10 protein-coding genes and 4 pseudogenes are annotated in these 17,333 nt (G+C 53.4%); 4 read left to right on the top strand and 10 right to left on the bottom strand.

The features are described from left to right. Window positions 1-929: 929 nt before the first annotated feature. Window positions 930-1,073, top strand: a pseudogene (locus A3SI_RS18080) (proline racemase family protein); the annotation flags it as partial. Here A3SI_RS18080 and A3SI_RS19295 read toward each other — a convergent pair. Beyond that, on the bottom strand, window positions 1,045-1,236 hold the full coding sequence (locus A3SI_RS19295; protein WP_162098416.1) for a hypothetical protein: 192 nt from the start codon (window positions 1,234-1,236) through the stop codon (window positions 1,045-1,047). The pseudogene A3SI_RS18080 and the gene A3SI_RS19295 sit on opposite strands and share 29 nt — an antisense overlap. Window positions 1,237-1,788: 552 nt before the next feature. Here A3SI_RS19295 and A3SI_RS05065 point away from each other — a divergent pair. The 3 genes and pseudogenes from A3SI_RS05065 to A3SI_RS23150 all read left to right on the top strand — a co-directional run bounded on the left by A3SI_RS05065 (window position 1,789) and on the right by A3SI_RS23150 (window position 4,746). Then, window positions 1,789-2,178 (top strand): hypothetical protein, encoded by a 390-nt coding sequence (locus A3SI_RS05065; protein WP_162098418.1) that lies wholly within the window; start codon window positions 1,789-1,791, stop codon window positions 2,176-2,178. Window positions 2,179-2,463: 285 nt separating this feature from the next. Beyond that, a complete protein-coding gene (locus A3SI_RS05060) occupies window positions 2,464-3,462 on the top strand; it encodes a 4-hydroxyproline epimerase (protein WP_009054060.1) in 999 nt (332 codons plus the stop codon). Beyond that, a pseudogene (locus A3SI_RS23150) lies at window positions 3,443-4,746 on the top strand (NAD(P)/FAD-dependent oxidoreductase). Before A3SI_RS05060 ends, A3SI_RS23150 begins: the two are co-directional and overlap by 20 nt. Here A3SI_RS23150 and A3SI_RS05050 read toward each other — a convergent pair. The 9 genes and pseudogenes from A3SI_RS05050 to dapF form a co-directional block, all read right to left on the bottom strand. Then, window positions 4,743-7,010 carry a TonB-dependent receptor family protein gene (locus A3SI_RS05050; RefSeq protein WP_009054059.1) on the bottom strand — a complete coding sequence of 756 codons (2,268 nt, stop codon included), beginning with the start codon at window positions 7,008-7,010 and terminating at the stop codon, window positions 4,743-4,745. The pseudogene A3SI_RS23150 and the gene A3SI_RS05050 sit on opposite strands and share 4 nt — an antisense overlap. Before the next feature lie 92 nt (window positions 7,011-7,102). Beyond that, the gene (locus A3SI_RS05045) at window positions 7,103-7,999 is read right to left on the bottom strand and encodes a sterol desaturase family protein (protein ID WP_040670197.1); all 897 of its coding nucleotides are present in this window, start codon (window positions 7,997-7,999) and stop codon (window positions 7,103-7,105) included. A 242-nt stretch (window positions 8,000-8,241) separates the two neighbouring features. Continuing rightward, window positions 8,242-10,333, bottom strand: a pseudogene (gene recG / locus A3SI_RS05040) (ATP-dependent DNA helicase RecG). A 179-nt stretch (window positions 10,334-10,512) separates the two neighbouring features. Beyond that, window positions 10,513-11,289 carry a S1/P1 nuclease gene (locus A3SI_RS05035; RefSeq protein ID WP_009054057.1) on the bottom strand — a complete coding sequence of 259 codons (777 nt, stop codon included), beginning with the start codon at window positions 11,287-11,289 and terminating at the stop codon, window positions 10,513-10,515. A gap of 2 nt (window positions 11,290-11,291) precedes the next feature. Further along, window positions 11,292-12,245 (bottom strand): M20 metallopeptidase family protein, encoded by a 954-nt coding sequence (locus tag A3SI_RS05030; protein WP_238531604.1) that lies wholly within the window; start codon window positions 12,243-12,245, stop codon window positions 11,292-11,294. 1 nt (window position 12,246) lies between these two features. After that, a complete protein-coding gene (locus tag A3SI_RS20245) occupies window positions 12,247-12,483 on the bottom strand; it encodes a hypothetical protein (protein ID WP_238531603.1) in 237 nt (78 codons plus the stop codon). A 9-nt stretch (window positions 12,484-12,492) separates the two neighbouring features. Beyond that, the gene (locus A3SI_RS05025) at window positions 12,493-13,056 is read right to left on the bottom strand and encodes a hypothetical protein (RefSeq protein WP_009054056.1); all 564 of its coding nucleotides are present in this window, start codon (window positions 13,054-13,056) and stop codon (window positions 12,493-12,495) included. Further along, window positions 13,035-16,428, bottom strand: a pseudogene (gene secA, locus A3SI_RS05020) (preprotein translocase subunit SecA). The gene A3SI_RS05025 and the pseudogene secA overlap by 22 nt, the downstream one beginning before the upstream one ends. A 74-nt stretch (window positions 16,429-16,502) precedes the next feature. Then, window positions 16,503-17,294, bottom strand: coding sequence for a diaminopimelate epimerase (gene dapF, locus A3SI_RS05015; protein ID WP_040670195.1), 792 nt, complete (start codon window positions 17,292-17,294; stop codon window positions 16,503-16,505). Between the last annotated feature and the right edge of the window lie 39 nt (window positions 17,295-17,333).

Below are 17,333 nucleotides of genomic sequence, written 5' to 3'. Positions count from 1 at the left end.
TAAACGGTGGCTACCTTTAAGGCGCCTACCAAAACCGGAATAATCCCTAAAATCGTCATAAGAAATCACGTTTAGATGAAACATAAAACACAACTCGCTTGCAAACTTACCCCTCATGTGCGCAGCCTTTTTGCAGACTTGTCAGGGCCACCTCAGGAAATCTTTACTTCAGCAAAGCTCCCTTTTCGCGCACTCCAGAAAGACACCGCTTTCAACAGCACAAAGAACGTTACTATCTGCGCAGCCTTTTTGCAGACTTGCAACACCGCTCTCGAAAGGCTAAAGTCTTTTAAAATCGACGGCCAGGGATCTCCTTAGATGCTCCCTCTAAACGGCCGTCGAACCGGTACGCCGCGGACATGCCCTTACACACATCCCTTCTGAAAACTCCTTCGTCTTCAGGAATTACTGTCCCGCGGGACAAGGGAGAAGGCTCCGCTCCACTACTCATCTCGCTTCAGCTTGCGGACCACATCCACCACCGCTTCTAAAACAATGAGCAGAATGTCCTCTGGCTTCTTCTGAACATCCATCATGATACTGCCATTTAAAGGGTGAAACATCTGTTTATCGACCGAAGTAACCTTTACTTCTTGTCGTCGCCGAATACCTTAATTATAGGTGGTAGCGCGACCACTAAAACGGTGGCTACCTTTAAGGCGCCTACCAAAACCGGAATAATCCCTAAAATCGTCATAAGAAATCACGTTTAGATGAAACATAAAACACAACTCGCTTGCAAACTTACCCCTCATGTGCGCAGCCTTTTTGCAGACTTGTCAGGGCCACCTCAGGAAATCTTTACTTCAGCAAAGCTCCCTTTTCGCGCACTCCAGAAAGACACCGCTTTCAACAGCACAAAGAACGTTACTATCTGCGCAGCCTTTTTGCACACAACCAAAAGCTAAAATCCCCCCCCCTGTAAACTCATGAAAAAAACCTTCACCTGCATCGACGCGCACACCTGCGGAAACCCCGTACGCCTCGTCACAGGAGGAGTGCCCTTCCTCCCCGGAACCAGCATCAGCGAAAAACGCGCATACTTTATGGAGCACCTCGACTGGAACCGAACCCATGTTCGTTTGCTTTCTTTTTCTTTCTTTTTTTATGTTCGTTTGCTTTCTTTTTGGCCTTTTCCTGCTTTCGTTTGCTTTCTTTTCCTTTCTTTTTACACTTTTTTTGCTTTCGTTTGCTTTCGTTTGCTTTCTTTTTAAAAAAAGCCACGCGAAGGCCCAAGAAATCGCCCCAAAACCTCGAGCCCATAAGGCCGGACCTTACGGCAGCCCCTCACCACCTCCCGAACCCCGATGAGAAAAAATAGCAATAATCGTTAATACGCCAAGAGACCCATAGGGGCGGACCTTTCAGTAACCATTTCACCATCTCCCGAAATTCGATTTTAAAAATTAGCGAAATACGTAAAAACACTTCGAGCCCCATAGGGGCGGAACTTTCGATAACCGCGCGGCTTCAGCCCGCGGCACCAGAAACGCTCCAAAACACATCCGCGGAAAGGAAAAGGCCACAACAGCGAAAAACATCACCGACGCGGAAGATTGAATCAAAAATAGCTCATTTCGCAGTATGACAAGTGAGAAATGAGCTCATTACACTAATTCAACTATAAAAGCCGAATTCATTAAAATGTGCAGGAATCTAGAATGAATAATCGTATATTTGAAATAAAGTAATCCATTATGAAAAAATTATTCCTTTTTATCCTCCCTCTAATAATCCTTGCTGTTGGGTGCAGCACTTCAGAGGACCAGCAACCATTTCAAGAAAAAAATGGTGCGTGTTGAAATTGATCTTTCAGGTGATCTAGAACAGATGCTGAACGTTAGTATAGGTGATTTGAGAACTTCTAACAGAACACAAACAGTAAATGTTGGTGCTGAAATAATATTTCCAGTTAATACTAATTGGACTTTTGTTGCAGAAAATATTCATAGCTTTACTATAGTTGATCCAACAATCGATAGAATAGTTATTCAATCTCTTGAACCTGCCACTAGGGTAGGAATTGCACTTTTGTGCTTTACATTTAATCTTCCAGAAGATCAGGAGTTCTTACGTGCGAATGTAAAAGTATTTGGGGATAATGTGCTGATAGAAGAATTCTCCTTTACAGCTAACCAGATTGGAGAAAATATCCTCTCAAAAGAAATCATTTTTTGATAACCTTTTTTGGTGTAGTGAGCTGCTGCCATGCGAGTCAATTGCAAGATACCCTTGTAATATTCGCCAGGTAGCAGCTCTTTTTTTTACCACTCCTGGGGCTTCCCTTACGGGCGGGCTATATGCTGCAATCTTTTCCCCTGCCTTTAATACGTCTAAAGGGGAAAGATTTACGCTGCTATCCCTAAGCCTATTCCCCTCTGCAATCAAATCCCCCCCTAAAAATCCCCTTGCCCCTTTACCGAATAAATCCTACCTTCCAAAAAAATCCCCCCCTGTAAACCCATGAAAAAAACCTTCGCCTGCATCGACGCACACACCTGCGGAAACCCCGTACGTCTCGTCACAGGAGGAGTGCCCTTCCTCCCCGGAACCAGCATCAGCGAAAAACGCGCATACTTTATGGAGTACCTCGACTGGATCCGAACCGGACTCATGTTCGAACCCCGAGGCCATGACATGATGTCCGGCGCCATGCTCTTCCCACCCGCAGCACCCGAAAATGATGCCGCCGTGCTCTTCATCGAAACCTCCGGCTGCCTGCCCATGTGCGGACATGGTACCATCGGAACCGTCACCATCGCACTCCAAGAAGGAATCCTACAGGCCAAAACCCCCGGAGTCCTCCGCCTCGAAACACCCGCTGGACTGGTCCTGGCACGCTCCACCCAAGAAGACAAGCGCATCTCCTCGGTCACCATCACCAATGTCCCCAGCTTCCTCTACCAAGAGAAAGTGGCCCTCCAACATCCCGACCTCGGCACCCTATATGCCGACATCGCCTACGGTGGAAACTTTTATGCCATCATCGACCCACAGGACAACTTCCCCGGCATGGAGCACTTCTCTGCCGAACAACTCACCTCCATGGCCCGCAGCCTACGCCGCATCCTGCGCGAAACCCTAACTCCCGTCCACCCCGAAACCCCGACACTCCGCGGACTCTCCCATGTCATGTGGACCGGAACACCCACACAGCCCGGCAGCAGCGCCCGAAATGCGGTCTTCTACGGCGAAAAAGCCCTCGACCGCTCCCCCTGCGGCACTGGAACCTCCGCACGCATGGCGCAGTGGCATGCACAGGGACGCTTGGCCCCCGGCCAAAACTTCGTCCACGAAAGCATCATCGGCTCCACCTTTACCGGAAAAATCGAAGGTCTCAGCCAAGTTGGAGACCTCCCCGCCATCATCCCCAGCATCAGCGGCTGGGCACGCATCCACGGCTATAACACCCTCTTCATCGACGATCAAGACCCCTACGCACATGGCTTCCAAGTTCGCTAACAGCCCCAAGGCCCAAGCCCCCATCCTCCTCGTCGGCAGCGGCATCATCGGCCTCTTCACCGCCTATTACTTGCACCGAATGGGCCGCGAAGTCATCCTCCTGGACCGCAACAGCAGCCCGGAAAGCACCTCCACCGGAAATGCAGGCATGGTCGTCCCCAGCCACATCGTTCCACTGGCCGCCCCCGGCATGATCGAAAAAGGCATCCGCTGGATGTTCTCCCCCAAAAGCCCCTTTTACATCCACCCCAGCTTAAACTGGCAGCTCTTCGACTGGGCCCTCCGCTTCCGCCGTGCCGCTACCGCCGAACAGGTGCAGCGTGCCATCCCGCACCTAAAAAACATCTCCCTGCTCAGCATGCAGCTATACCAAAACTTTTTTGCAACACATGCCGCCGAAACCGCGGCCTTCACCCTCCAGCAAAAAGGCCTGCTCATGCTCTACCAAACTGCCGCCATGGAACAGGAAGAGCTTGCCTTCGGTGTGCTCGCACGCCAAAACGGCATAGAGGCACATGCCCTGAGCCCTACAGACATCGCCCGCCTCGAACCGAACACCCCCGTAAAAGCCCGTGGAGGCCTCCTCTTCCCCGGAGATGCCCACCTGGACCCCGCCGCCCTGATGGAGTACCTGAAAAAACATTTGCGCACCTGTGGCATCCCCATCCATACCGGCACCGAAATCCATAAAATCGAACGAAATGCAGCCGGGCAGGTCCAGCGTGTCCACAGCCAAGGGGACAGCTGGGACTGCAGCGCCCTAGTCCTCTGTAGCGGCGCCTGGACGAGCAGCCTCACCCGACAGCTCGGCCTAAAACTGCCGCTGCTGGGTGGAAAAGGCTACAGCTTCCTCCACGCAAACCCCTCCGCAGCATCCGCCAAGCGGCCATCCTCTGTGAAGCGAAGGTGGCCGTCAGCCCTTACGGGCAAAAAGTACGCTTCGGCGGAACCCTCGAAATTCAGGCCACCACCGACAGCCGCATCCACCACAGCCGCATCCAAGGCATCTACGAAGCCGCCAAAAACTTCTACCCCGAATTTCCTTTGACATTTCCCGAAAACAGGGCCATCTGGACCGGACACCGCCCCTGCTCCCCCGACGGCATCCCCTACATCGGCGCCATCCCCGGGAGCACAAATGCCTTCGTCGGCACAGGACATGGCATGATGGGGGTCAGCATGGCGCCAGCCACAGGCCTGCTGCTTGCGGAAAAAATCACCGGAAAAACGCCCTCCATGCCACTGGAGGCCTTCCAGCCCGATCGATTTGCACGAAAAGCCTAACGCAGGCCTAATTTCAAACCCGCAAATACATTGCGCCCTGGCGCGGGCTGAAAAAATCGACCACCAAAGGCATTTAAATCATTCCCCAAGCTGAACTCGGCGTCCAACACATTATCCATGCCACCAAAAACCTCCAGCACCATCCCGGAGCGGAGCAGTCGCTGCCAGCCCAGACGGAACGTCATGAGGTGAAAGGAGTCTTGAAACACCGTATTCGCATCGTTCAGGGGCAGCGCATCCACATACTGGTGGGTGAAGTTCAGGTAAAAGCCCGGGCGCGAACGTACATCCAGCGTCGCCACCAGCGTATGCGGCGCCACTCCGGTGAGCTGATTGCCGGAAAAATCATTTCCCCCGCTCTCGAAATCCGCAAAATTAAAGAAATGCCCCGTGTACGCCAGCCCGGTGCTCAGCTGCGAAAGCCAGGTGCTACTGGAACTGTAGAGGGCCTTGCGCGCAGAAATCTCGATCCCCCGCTGCCGTGTCGCCCCCGCATTTCGGAAAAGGACCACACCCTGCTCATTCGTAAAGGTGGTGATGGTCTCGGAAAGAAAAAACAGGAAGGCCGTGGCGTCGATTTCGATGCCCGCATAGGTTCCCCGATGCCCGAGCTCATAATTGATGCCCCGCTCTGCCTCCAGCTCTTCATTGATACTGCCCTCATTCGTGCGTACCTCCGCGATGGTGGGCGGACTGAAGCCGGAACTCACACTGGCATGCCACATGCGCGCCCGTGGACCGGTATAGGCCAGCGCCACCCGCGGCACCAAGACGGGATTAAAGCGCCGCTCCAGCGCTCCGGTAGGGCCTCCCGCCGCATCGATCGAGCGGTCGATACCGAAAGTAGTGAAGTTTTGGCTCGCGCCAAAGGTCAATAAAAAGCGCTCATCCAACTGCCATTCTGCCTGCTGAAACAGGAAGCCCTGCACCGTGCGCAAGTCATCCGCAAAACGCACGGTGTCGGCCACCCCGTTTACATTACCAAAATTCAGAGCAGCGGTCAAGCCGTACTGGTACTCCCCTCCTGCCACCAGACGTAGCGGGCGCCCCAGCCACTCGGTGTCCAAAGAAAAAGTGCTGCGCCCCCCATAAAAAAAGGCCGTTTCACGCTTGTAATCCAGAATAAAAGGGTTTTCAAATTCCTTGGTGCCCACATAAAAAGAGGTCGTGTTCGCCCAGCCCTCATCCGCGCCCCAGCGCACCTCATGAACCGCTGACGCAAAGAGGCTTTGCTGCTGAATGCTACTGTTTTGTTCCACCGAGCCTGGCCGAGCCTGCCGTCGATTCGCCGCCACCTGCTCCGCATTTAAGGCTCCAGGAATCTGATAATCGAGATCAGAATACAAAAGATGCAGGGAAAGTTGGCCCGTCTGCTGCTTGGGCAGGATCGCTTGCAGCTGCAGCACCTGTCGGTCTAAAGCCGAATGCTCCCGATACCCATCCGCGCTTTGCCGCACATACGAAGCGCGCAGAGAGGTTTCACCGATTTTTTGCTCTACTCCGAGGCGGTAGCGCTGCATCCCAAAACTCCCCACCTGGTAGGCGGCCTCGATGAGGTCTTCCTGCACCTCACCCCGCGGCCGAAAATTGATCACACCCCCATTTCCGGCTCCATAGATGCTGCCCGCTGGCCCGCGGATGACTTCCGTATCCGCCACATTCGCGATGTCCAAAAGGTTTAAATCGGTGGTGCCATCCGGCGCTGTGAGGGGAATGTCATTCCAGTAGATTTTGGTATTCCGCACACCGAAAGGGGAGCGCAGCGCACTGCCTCGAATGGAAACGCGCAGGGAGCCGGGCGCACGCTCCTCCACCCGAATGCCGGGCTGCGTATTAAATGGAGCCCGCAGCGAGGTCTCATCGAAACGCTTCCACTCGGCTTCACTGATGCGGGAAATCGCCCCGGCCTGCTCTCGAAGCTCTCGCGGAGAATCAAAGCCTTGCACGGTCACCTGCTCCAAAGACTGACTCAGCGGCGCCAGCGCCAGTTCCACCTGTGTCCCCAGCTGCTCGGCAGCCAGACGAAAGCGAAAAGGCGCAAAACTCAGGTGCTGCACTTGCCCTTCCTGTCCAGCCACGGCCACCGCCTCCGGCACTTCCACCTGCCCCTGCTCATCGGTTACCAGCCGCACCTCACCCAGCCGCACCAGTGCGAGCGGGATGGGAGCACCACTGGCCTGATCGCGGAGCTGTAGGACCGTTTGCGCTTCCAGCGCAAAACCGATAAAAAGAAAAACAACACTTAGGTAAGATGCCAAACGCATAGCCGAAGGGGGGTCTGTTGAGAAGTTTACTACCCCCTAAACCGAAAAGCTCCCTTCAGGTTCCTCCTTCCATAAAAAAACACGGAAAGATCCTACACGCGTACTCGTTTTTCCTCCTCGAACTTGGCCTTTACAGCCTTCAGCTCACTCGGGCGGCTCATCACCATGGCGTAAGCCTCTTTTAGGGAGCCACTGGCGCGGACATCCTGCACGATCGCCTGCCACTCGTGAAAATTAAGCGTCAGCGGGTTATAGCTGTCCACCTGCTCGGTAAGCCCATAACTCGGGCGCTCCTCTTCAGGCTGAAAGGTTCCGAACATGCGGTCCCAAATAATAAACGTGGAGCCATAGTTTTTATCCAAGTAATGCGCATTCGTGGCATGATGCACGCGATGATGGGAGGGCGTCGTGAAGATATACTCGATCGGCGCGGGTAGCTTGCCGATGTACTCCGTATGGATCCAAAACTGGTACAAGACCGCGATCTGATGGCAAATAAAGAACACGATCGGGTCGAAACCCGCCAGCACCACCGGGATAAAAAAGACGATTTTGATGTGCTGCGTCCAGGAAAGGCGGAAACTCACCGACCAGTTATACTTCTGGGAATTATGATGCGTCACATGCGTGGCCCACCAGAAGCGATTTTCATGCGCGACGCGATGCGCCCAATAGCGCCAAAAATCGATCCACACGAAGCAGAGCACATAGGCCCACCAGGTATGCGGAATCGTCCAGGGCACCAAATTATAGAAGAACAAAATAATCCCAAAGGTCAGCACCTTAATCGCAGCACTCATGCCCACGTTCACCAGCCCGATAAAGGTGGCGGCCAGCGTATCCTTGCCATCGTAGTAGTGGCGGTTTTGGCGGGCGGAAAGTATCCACTCGGCGGCCACCAGCACGAACATGACCGGCGCCGCATACAAAATGATGTTGGGAAGGTCCATGGAGAGGATTTGCTCCACGGTGTAAGTTTCTTTACTCATGGTGAAAAACGTGGTTAAAGTAGGAATTTTTCTCCTCTTGATCCCTGAAAAGACCCTTTGCATACCCATTTGGCGCTCCCGCGCCAAAAATCCATGCAAAAGCGAATCGCTACGGATCAAGCGGAAATTCGTTAATAGGAAATGTACGAAATCGAGGGCTTAAATCCAATTTTAGGGCTACCCCATCCTGCGCTGCGAAAAAAATAGTAAACGAACGGAAACTAAACGCTTATAAACGCTTATCAGGAAATGCGGCTCCAGTTGAGTTGATGCTTGCCCTGCGCACGGATTTGGGTGAGGATGCGGGCATTTTCGGGGAACGCGAGGCTGGGATCCTCCTGCAAGATCCTTTCGGCAGCCTGCCGCGCCAGCTGAAGAATGGCTCCATCCCGCGCCAGGTCCGCGATGATGAGGTCCGCCACGCCGCTTTGCTGGGTTCCCATCAGATCGCCCGGACCACGCAGCTTCAGGTCCACCTCCGCGATTTCGAAGCCATCATTGGTCCGCACCATGGTTTCGATTCGGACTTTGCTGTCCTTCGAAAGGGCATACTTCGTGATCAAAATACAATAGCTTTGGGCAGCGCCCCGCCCCACTCTTCCGCGCAACTGATGCAACTGAGACAGGCCGAAGCGCTCCGCATTTTCGATGACCATAACCGAGGCATTCGGCACATTTACCCCCACCTCGATCACCGTGGTGGCCACCATGATCTTGGTCTCACCCTTCACGAAGCGCTGCATCTCGAACTCCTTATCGGCGGGCTTTTGATTGCCATGCACGATGCTCACCGGATACTCCGGAAAGGCCCGGCAGATGCTCTCAAAACCCTCCATCAGGTTATTTAGCTCCAGTGTTTCCGACTCCTCGATCAGCGGATAGACGATATACACCTGCCGCCCCTCTTGAATCTGCTTGCGGATAAAAGTAAAGATCGTCAGGCGATCCTTTTCGTAGCGGTGCACCGTCTGAATCGGCTTACGTCCGGCAGGAAGCTCGTCGATCAGGGAGACATCCAGGTCACCATACAGGGTCATGGCCAGCGTCCGCGGGATGGGGGTGGCCGTCATGACGAGCACATGGGGAAAGCGCGCTCGTTTTTGGCCCAGAGTTTTGCTCTTTGGGCTACGCCAAAGCGATGCTGCTCATCGACGATCGCCAAGCCCAGGTTTTGGAAGCGCACCACATCTTCTAGCAGCGCGTGTGTGCCGATCAGCAACTTCAGGCTGCCGTCCAGCAGTGCCGCGTGGATGACGCGCCGCTGGGGCTTTCGGGTGCTTCCCGTCAGCAAGGCCAGCTCCAGCCCCATGCTTTCTGCGAAGCCCTTTAGGCCTTCATAGTGCTGCTGAGCTAGGATTTCGGTAGGCGCCATCAGGCAGACCTGCGCCCCCGAGCCGATGGCGATAAGGCACAGATAAAGGCCACCATGGTTTTCCCGGAGCCCACATCTCCCTGTATGAGTCGGTTCATCTGCTGGCCCGAGCGCATGTCCTCGAAGGCCTCACGAATCACGCGCTTCTGGGCTCCGGTCAGGTCAAAAGGGATTTTCTCTGCATAAAAGGTGCTCACCAGGTGGGTGCTGCCCAGACGTAAGCCAGGGGAGCGCTCGCGGTTCGTGAGCTTGAGCAGCAGCAGCCGCATCTGCACGAAAAAAAACTCCTCGAACTTGAGACGGAAGCGGGCGCGCTGCAGGCTGTCCTGATCTTCTGGCAGGTGAATTTGACGCATCGCCTCCGCCTTCGGCATCAGACGATGTTCCTGCAGGAGAGCATCGGGCAGTGTTTCACGCAGATGCGGTATCGCCAGCGGCAGCACCTGTTGGAGGAGCTTGCCGATTCCGCGTGGATCTAAATTACGGGCGCGCAACTTCTCAGTGGTGGCATAAACAGGCGTAAAGGCATTGCCTCGCTGCCGTGCCTCGGAGAGCAGCTCCAGCTCCGGATGCGCGATGCTAAACTGCCGACCATACCGCGCGGGCTTGCCCACCACCACGTAAGGGACCTCCACCTGCAGGTGCTTGAGCACCCACTGCAGGCCCTTAAACCAAGTCAGCTCCAGGATCCCCGTTTCATCGTAAGCCTGCACGACGAGGCGTTTTTTACGCGCTTCCCCCACGGTTTGGGCAGGGCGCAGGCGTAAAATCAACTGCACGGTCTCCATCCCCTCCTGCAGGTCCGCCACCTTATAAAACTGGGTGCGGTCCTCATAACGAAAAGGATAATGCTGCAGCAGATCTCCGAAGGTCCGAATTTGGAGCTCCTTTTCCAGCAGGGCGGCACGCTGGGGGCCAACCCCCTTCAGGTATTCGATATGTTGCTCAAAGAAACGGCTCAAGGGATGCGAGAGAAGTCTGGCGCAGGAACGCCAAGACAAAGTAAAGCGCGTAAAATTACTAAAATTATCCTTTGCGAAAGGATTTTTCTGCCCAGATCAGGCAGCAGGTTTTTAAGATGAAAAAGCCCCACCTTACAGGAAGATGGGGCTTTAAATGTGGTGCGGAGCACAAAAAAACCTTATCCGTAGATTTCCTCTAAGGCCTGCGCCAAACGGATACCCGCAGCGATCAGACGCTCCTCCACATGGTGGTAGTACTTGTAAATATAAGGATAACCGATGCGGCCATCCTCAGGGATGTCATACATAAAAGGCCGTAGGGCTACATTTTCCTTCAACCAGTCCGCAGGAGTGCCCGCCGTGTACTTGCGCACCATTTCACTATCCACACGCTTATACAGCTCTTTCGCCATTTCAGAGTAGCTCATCTGCTTGGTGGCGATCAGGTCAGAATCCCACACGGCATGGATATTCGTGTCTTTGTTGAAGAATTTTACCTTCACATCATTTCCGCCGCGATCTCCCGGCTTGCCCACATGAAAGGGCTGATGCAGATCTCCGGTGATGTGAATCAACATGCGTAAGTAATCACGTTCCTCTTCCGCGCTAAGCCCCCCCTTTTTTAGGATGTCCTTTATGCGCAAGAACGCTTCGTAAGCATCGCCCGCTTCCTCTTGTAGGGAAGGGTCATAGGTGCCATCCACTGTGGTCACCCAGTGCCAGGTATAAGTATACGCATAACGCTCATCGGAACGGATATTATCCATCCACACGCCTACGCCCGAAATAGACTGCTGCTGCAGGATAGCCTCCACGCGCTGTACCGTCACGGGTTTCATCTGCCACTCGGCCAGCTGGCCGATAACATAGTGTCCCAGTGCCCCCCAAGCAGACGCCTGAGCGTATAAGCCGACCACGAAAACGAGCGTCAGGCTTAGCGATTTTAGATTTTTCATGTTTAAGATGAAGTAGATGATAGTTCCTGAATGGCCAGGTAGGCTAAAAGCCCCGCGCCGATTTCCATCGCATCTTCGTCGATGTCGAAGGTCGGCGTGTGAACGCCACTGGTGATGCCGCGGGCCTCATTTCGAGTGCCTAAGCGGTAAAAACAGCCGTCCATTTCCTGTGTGTAATAGGAGAAATCCTCCGCCGCCAGCCATAAATCCAGCGGCAAAACATTTTCTTCTCCCAAATAGTCTTTTGCCGCTTGAATCGCACGCTCGGTAAGCGCTTCGGCATTTTGTAAGAACGGATAGCCCTTCCGCACCTCAAAATCCACAGTTCCTCCCATGCCTTCTACCAGACCCGTAGCGATTTTCACCATTTTCTCATGAGCATCTGCTCGCCAGGCCTCGTTCATGGTGCGGAAAGTACCCTGAATTTTCACCTCATTTGGGATCACATTCGTGGCGCCCAAGGCCTCGATTCGACCAAAAGAGAGCACCGCAGGCACTTTCGGGGAGCAGTTTCTGCTGATCACCTGCTGCAGCGCTACGATTAGATGGGCCGCGATAAGCACAGGGTCCACCAGCGTCTCCGGCATAGCACCATGCCCGCCTTTCCCCCTGACCGTAATGTATAACTCATCCGCGGAAGCCATGTACATCCCTTTGCGGAAGCCCACCTTTCCCACCGGAATCAGCGGCATCACATGTTGTCCTAATATCGCCTGAGGCGCAGGATTTTGGAGCGCCCCCTCCTTGATCATAAGCGAGGCTCCCCCGGGGATTTTCTCCTCCCCCGGTTGAAAAAGTAACTTGATGGTTCCTTCGAAATCGTCTTTGCAGTCCTGCAGAATACGGCTGCGCCCAAAAGAGAAGCCGTATGCACATCGTGTCCACAGGCATGCATCACCTTCACGGGTGGAGCGGTAAGGCACCTCGTTCGCCTCGATGATGGGCAGGGCATCCATATCACCGCGCAGGGCGATCGTCTTTTTTTTCTGGATTTTTTCCCTCGATCAGGGCCACAATCCCAGTCTCCGCCTTGCGCTCCACCGCCCTGATACCATAGCTGGCTAAGGCCGCTTCCACGTAGGCTGCCGTCTCGTGCTCCTCAAAGGAGAGCTCGGGATGGGCATGTAAATGTCTTCTATCGGCGATAAATGCCTGTTTATAGGCCTTCGCCAAGGCCTGAATCTTCTCCTTCACTAATTTCTTCTATTTCAGGTAGTTTATAGCCTCCCGCACGAAGCGATCGGAAATAATGCGTGTCATCGGAAACTGCGCCTTCAGCTGAAAGTAGGTATCCAATGCCTCGAAACGATGCAGAAACTTGCCTACTTTCACCAGGTAGCGTGGGTCTTGGTACTGCATGATAATCTCCATCTCGGGAAAATCTTCTTGGATTTCCTCCCGGGTAGTAAAAGCACCCTCACGGCTAATGCCACTGAAAACCAGCACCGTGTAAGCATTATAGTAAGGCTGCTTACTGCGCTGCTCGCGCAAAGCCTCCGCCACCTCTGCCAGCGTTCGGTCGAAGGCGATCACAGAGGGACTGCTGCTACTTAATGCCTCTTCTACGGCATCTGCCTGCCCCTCAAAGCGCGGAAGAAAAGGGCCTAAGTCCTCTTCCCAAGTGGCATAGCTGTCCTTATCCGAGGCTGCCGGACGGAGTAAGCTACAGGCCGTCCCCACCAGAGTGAGGAGCAGAAAAGGCAGCAGCCTGCGCGTGACCGCGAGGCTGAAACCTGCTGTATGCTTTAAGCATCGAGAACTACACATTTTCCGTCTTGGAGGTCTTGTTCTACTGTTTTGTACTTCACGTCTTTCTTTACTTTACCATCGGCATACTTAACCGTCACCCGGTCATTACGCCCATAGACCTTTTCAGAGGAACGTGGTGCCACCACCTGCGCCTCTGCTTTGCGGCTCGCCGCTACGGCTGCTGCAGCTGCGGCGGCCTGTCGGGCTGAAGCTGCTTGTAAGGCACTATTCGCCTCCTCCTTCGATGCCTCGACCTTCGGCTCTGGCTTACGTCGCGCCTGCTGCGCCGCACGCACCTGCTCCGGATCCTGCGTAGGGAGCTCGGCTTTCGCCAAGAAGGAAATCACATCTTCATTCAGACGACCTACGAAGCGCTTAAACATCTCGAAGGACTCGAACTTATAGATCAAAAGCGGATCCTTCTGCTCGTAAACGGCATTTTGTACCGACTGCTTCAGGTCATCCATATCACGGAGATGCTCTTTCCAGTTTTGATCGATGATCGCTAAGGTCACGTTTTTCTCGATCGCACGGATCAAGTCACGCCCCTGATTCGCGAGTGTGGACTCGAGATTCACCACCACGCCGATCTGCTTGATGCCATCAGTGATCGGCACCATGATTTCCTTCACCGTGCCGCCACGCTGCTCATAGACATTTTGGAAGACAGGAAGTGCCTTTTCTAAAATACGCGCATTTTTCTCTGCATAGCGCTTACGGGCAGCATTGAAAAGCATAGACGTCAGCTCACCACTATCCTTCGTTTTAATGTCGTTCGGATCGAACTGATAATCGATGCCCAGCGAGCTGAAGATATTCATGCGGAGGTTATCCATATCCTCGGAGCTCTTGGCTACCTCTACCAAGCCTTCACTCACATCATACATGATGTTTAAGATATCCAACTCAAGGCGATCCCCGATGAGCGCATTTTTTCTACGCTTGTACACCACTTCCCGCTGGGAGTTCATCACGTCATCGTATTCGAGTAGACGCTTCCGAACACCAAAGTTGTTTTCTTCTACTTTGCGCTGTGCGCGCTCGATAGATTTCGTAATCATGCTGTGCTGGATGACCTCACCTTCCTCTAGGCCCATCTTGTCCATCAACTTAGCGATACGCTCGGAGCCGAAAAGGCGCATGAGGTTATCTTCCAGCGAGACGAAGAACTGAGAGGAACCCACATCTCCCTGACGACCGGAACGTCCGCGCAGCTGCCGATCCACTCGTCGTGATTCGTGGCGCTCTGTACCTACGATGGCCAGACCTCCTGCCGCGCGAGACTCCGCTGTCAGCTTGATATCTGTCCCACGACCGGCCATGTTCGTGGCGATGGTTACCGTGCCTGGCTTTCCAGCTTCCGCGACCACATCCGCCTCACGAGCATGCTGCTTCGCATTCAATACTTGATGCTTGATTTTTCGGATGGTGAGCATACGGCTGAGGAGCTCTGAAATTTCCACTGAAGTGGTACCTACCAGCACCGGGCGACCCGCCTCTGTTAAGGTGACTACCTCATCTGCCACCGCATTAAATTTCTCACGGACAGTCTTGTAGACCTTGTCCTCCATATCCTTCCGCACGATCGGCTTGTTCGTCGGGATAACGACCACGTCGAGCTTATAAATCTCCCAAAACTCCCCTGCTTCCGTCTCCGCCGTTCCGGTCATACCCGAAAGCTTATGGTACATCCGGAAGTAGTTCTGAAGTGTAATCGTCGCGTAGGTCTGTGTGGCATTTTCCACCTTTACATTTTCCTTCGCCTCGATCGCCTGGTGCAAGCCATCCGAATAGCGGCGACCTTCCATCACACGCCCCGTCTGCTCATCCACGATCTTCACCTTGCCATCGACCAGGATGTACTCAGTATCTTTTTCGAACATACAGTACGCCTTCAGCAGCTGATTCACCGTGTGAATACGCTGGGCCTTCACGCTGTAGTCCTTGATGATTTCCTCCTTACGGATCAACTTTTCACGCTCATCGATACTTTCATCCTTCTCCATCTCGGCGATTTCCACACCGATATCCGGTAAGATAAAGAAGTTCGGGTCCTCATTTTTCTTCGTGATGACCTCGATACCATTATCCGTGAGCTCCACACCATTCGACTTCTCTTCGATCGTAAAAAGTAGCGGCTGATCCGCCTCTGGCATGTTACGCTTGTTATCCTGTAGGTAATAGTTCTCCGTTTTCTGTAGAATCACGCGAATGCCAGGTTCGGAGAGGAACTTGATAAGAGGCTTATACTTCGGCATCCCACGATAAGCGCGAAAAAGTGCTAACCCTCCTTCTTTTTCATTGCCTTCGGCAATTAATTTCTTCGCGGAAGTGAGGTAAGCCTGAACCATTTTGCGCTGCTCATCCACAAGAGTCGCCACACGAGGCTTCATTTCAGCGAACTCATGCTGATCGCCACGCGGAACCGGTCCTGAAATAATAAGCGGCGTACGGGCATCATCGATTAACACCGAATCCACCTCATCGATCATCGCGAAGTGATGCTTGCCCTGCACGAGATCATTCGCATCGCGCGCCATATTATCACGCAGGTAGTCGAAGCCAAACTCATTATTCGTCCCATAAACGATATCTGCCGTGTATGCATTACGACGCTCCGGCGAGTTCGGCTGGTATTTATCGATGCAGTCCACGCGCATGCCATGAAACTCGAACAGCGGGGCATTCCACTCGCTATCGCGCTTGGCTAAGTAGTCATTCACTGTTACCAGATGGACGCCACGACCCGCTAAGGCATTCAGATACGCCGGCAGGGTAGACACGAGTGTCTTTCCTTCCCCCGTCGCCATCTCTGCGATATTTCCTTTATGGAGAACCATCCCACCGATGAGCTGCACATCGTAGTGCACCATATCCCATACTACCTCTGTACCGGCCGCTATCCAGCTGTTATGCCAAATCGCCTGCTCACCCTGCAGCTCCACATGGGCTTAGCCGCAGCATGCATGCGGTCCAGGTCGGTGGCGGTCACCACGAGACGCTTATTTTCTTTTAACCTTCTGGCAGTTTCCTTAACCACAGCGAAGGCCTCGAACATTACCTTTTCCAAGGAAACTTCTAAGGCCTCATTCCGCTCTTTTTCTACCTGCTCGATTTGATTAAAGAGGGCATCTTTCTCCTGCACCTTCTCCTCCGAAAGCGCGTCGATGTCCACTTTCAGCTGGGAAATCCGCTCGTCGAAGGATTTCAGGTCTTCATTTATCCGACCTTTTAATTCCGCTGTTTTGGCCCGCAGGCATCATCCGAAATCCCCTTTAAGGCCTCGAAAGCAGCATTTATCTGCTTCACCTTCGGGAGCAGCTCCTTAATATCTCTATCTGACTTCGTTCCGAAGATTTTAGCCAGTCCTTTTGCGACAAAATCTAACATATAGGTTCACTTTTCAACCCCTAAAATTAGGCTTATTTATTACTTTTGACAATTTAATCCAAGAAAGACCGCATTCAGTCCTTCCCTCGTTTGATTTCTCCTCGAAATACCTGATGCGCAGGCCCCGTCAGCCAGACTTCCCGAAAAGTACCCCTCTCCGCATCCCAATCGTAAGAAACGTGCAGATTTCCACCCTTCGTATGAATATGTACTTGATTGACAGCTTTTTGTTGCCCGAAAACTAATGCCGCAGCGGTCACTCCTGTCCCACAGGAGAGGGTTTCATCCTCCACACCACGCTCATAGGTGCGCACGAATAGACGGTCAGGCCCCATTTCTTGCACAAAATTAACATTCGTCCCCGCCGGCGCATAGTGATCGGCGTAGCGAATCTCCCGGCCTTTTTCCACCACGGGGAAGCTAGCCACCTCTGGCACGAAGCAGACATGATGGGGGGAACCCGTGTGCACGAAAAAATCAGAGTCAGCACCCGTGATCGTACTAATTTCTCCCATTTTTAAGCGCACCGCCTCCGGGCTATAATGTGCCTCATGGGGCCCATCGATCGCCAGGAAAGAGGTGCTCTCCTGGATATGCCCACAGAAGTGGGCAAAGGCCACCGCACAGCGCGCTCCATTTCCACACATGGACTGGGAACCGTCCGCATTATAATAGACCATTTCGAAATCATAGCCCGCCACAGGCCGGATCACGATCAGCCCATCCGCCCCGATGCCCATCCGCCGGTCGCAAAGCGCCTGCACCAGCTCCAGGTCCTCATAGGGGAAAGCCTCACGAAAGCCATCTATGAGCACAAAGTCGTTTCCAGTACCTTGATATTTATAAAAAGGGAGATCTTGTTTCATAAGAATAAGCGAGAACAAAAACTAAACCAAGCTAATTCG

This window comes from Nitritalea halalkaliphila LW7, assembly GCF_000265075.1.
GTDB lineage: Bacteria > Bacteroidota > Bacteroidia > Cytophagales > Cyclobacteriaceae > Nitritalea > Nitritalea halalkaliphila.
The sequence above is the reverse complement of the archived record's forward strand: the minus strand, read 5'-3'. Positions and strand labels throughout refer to the sequence as shown.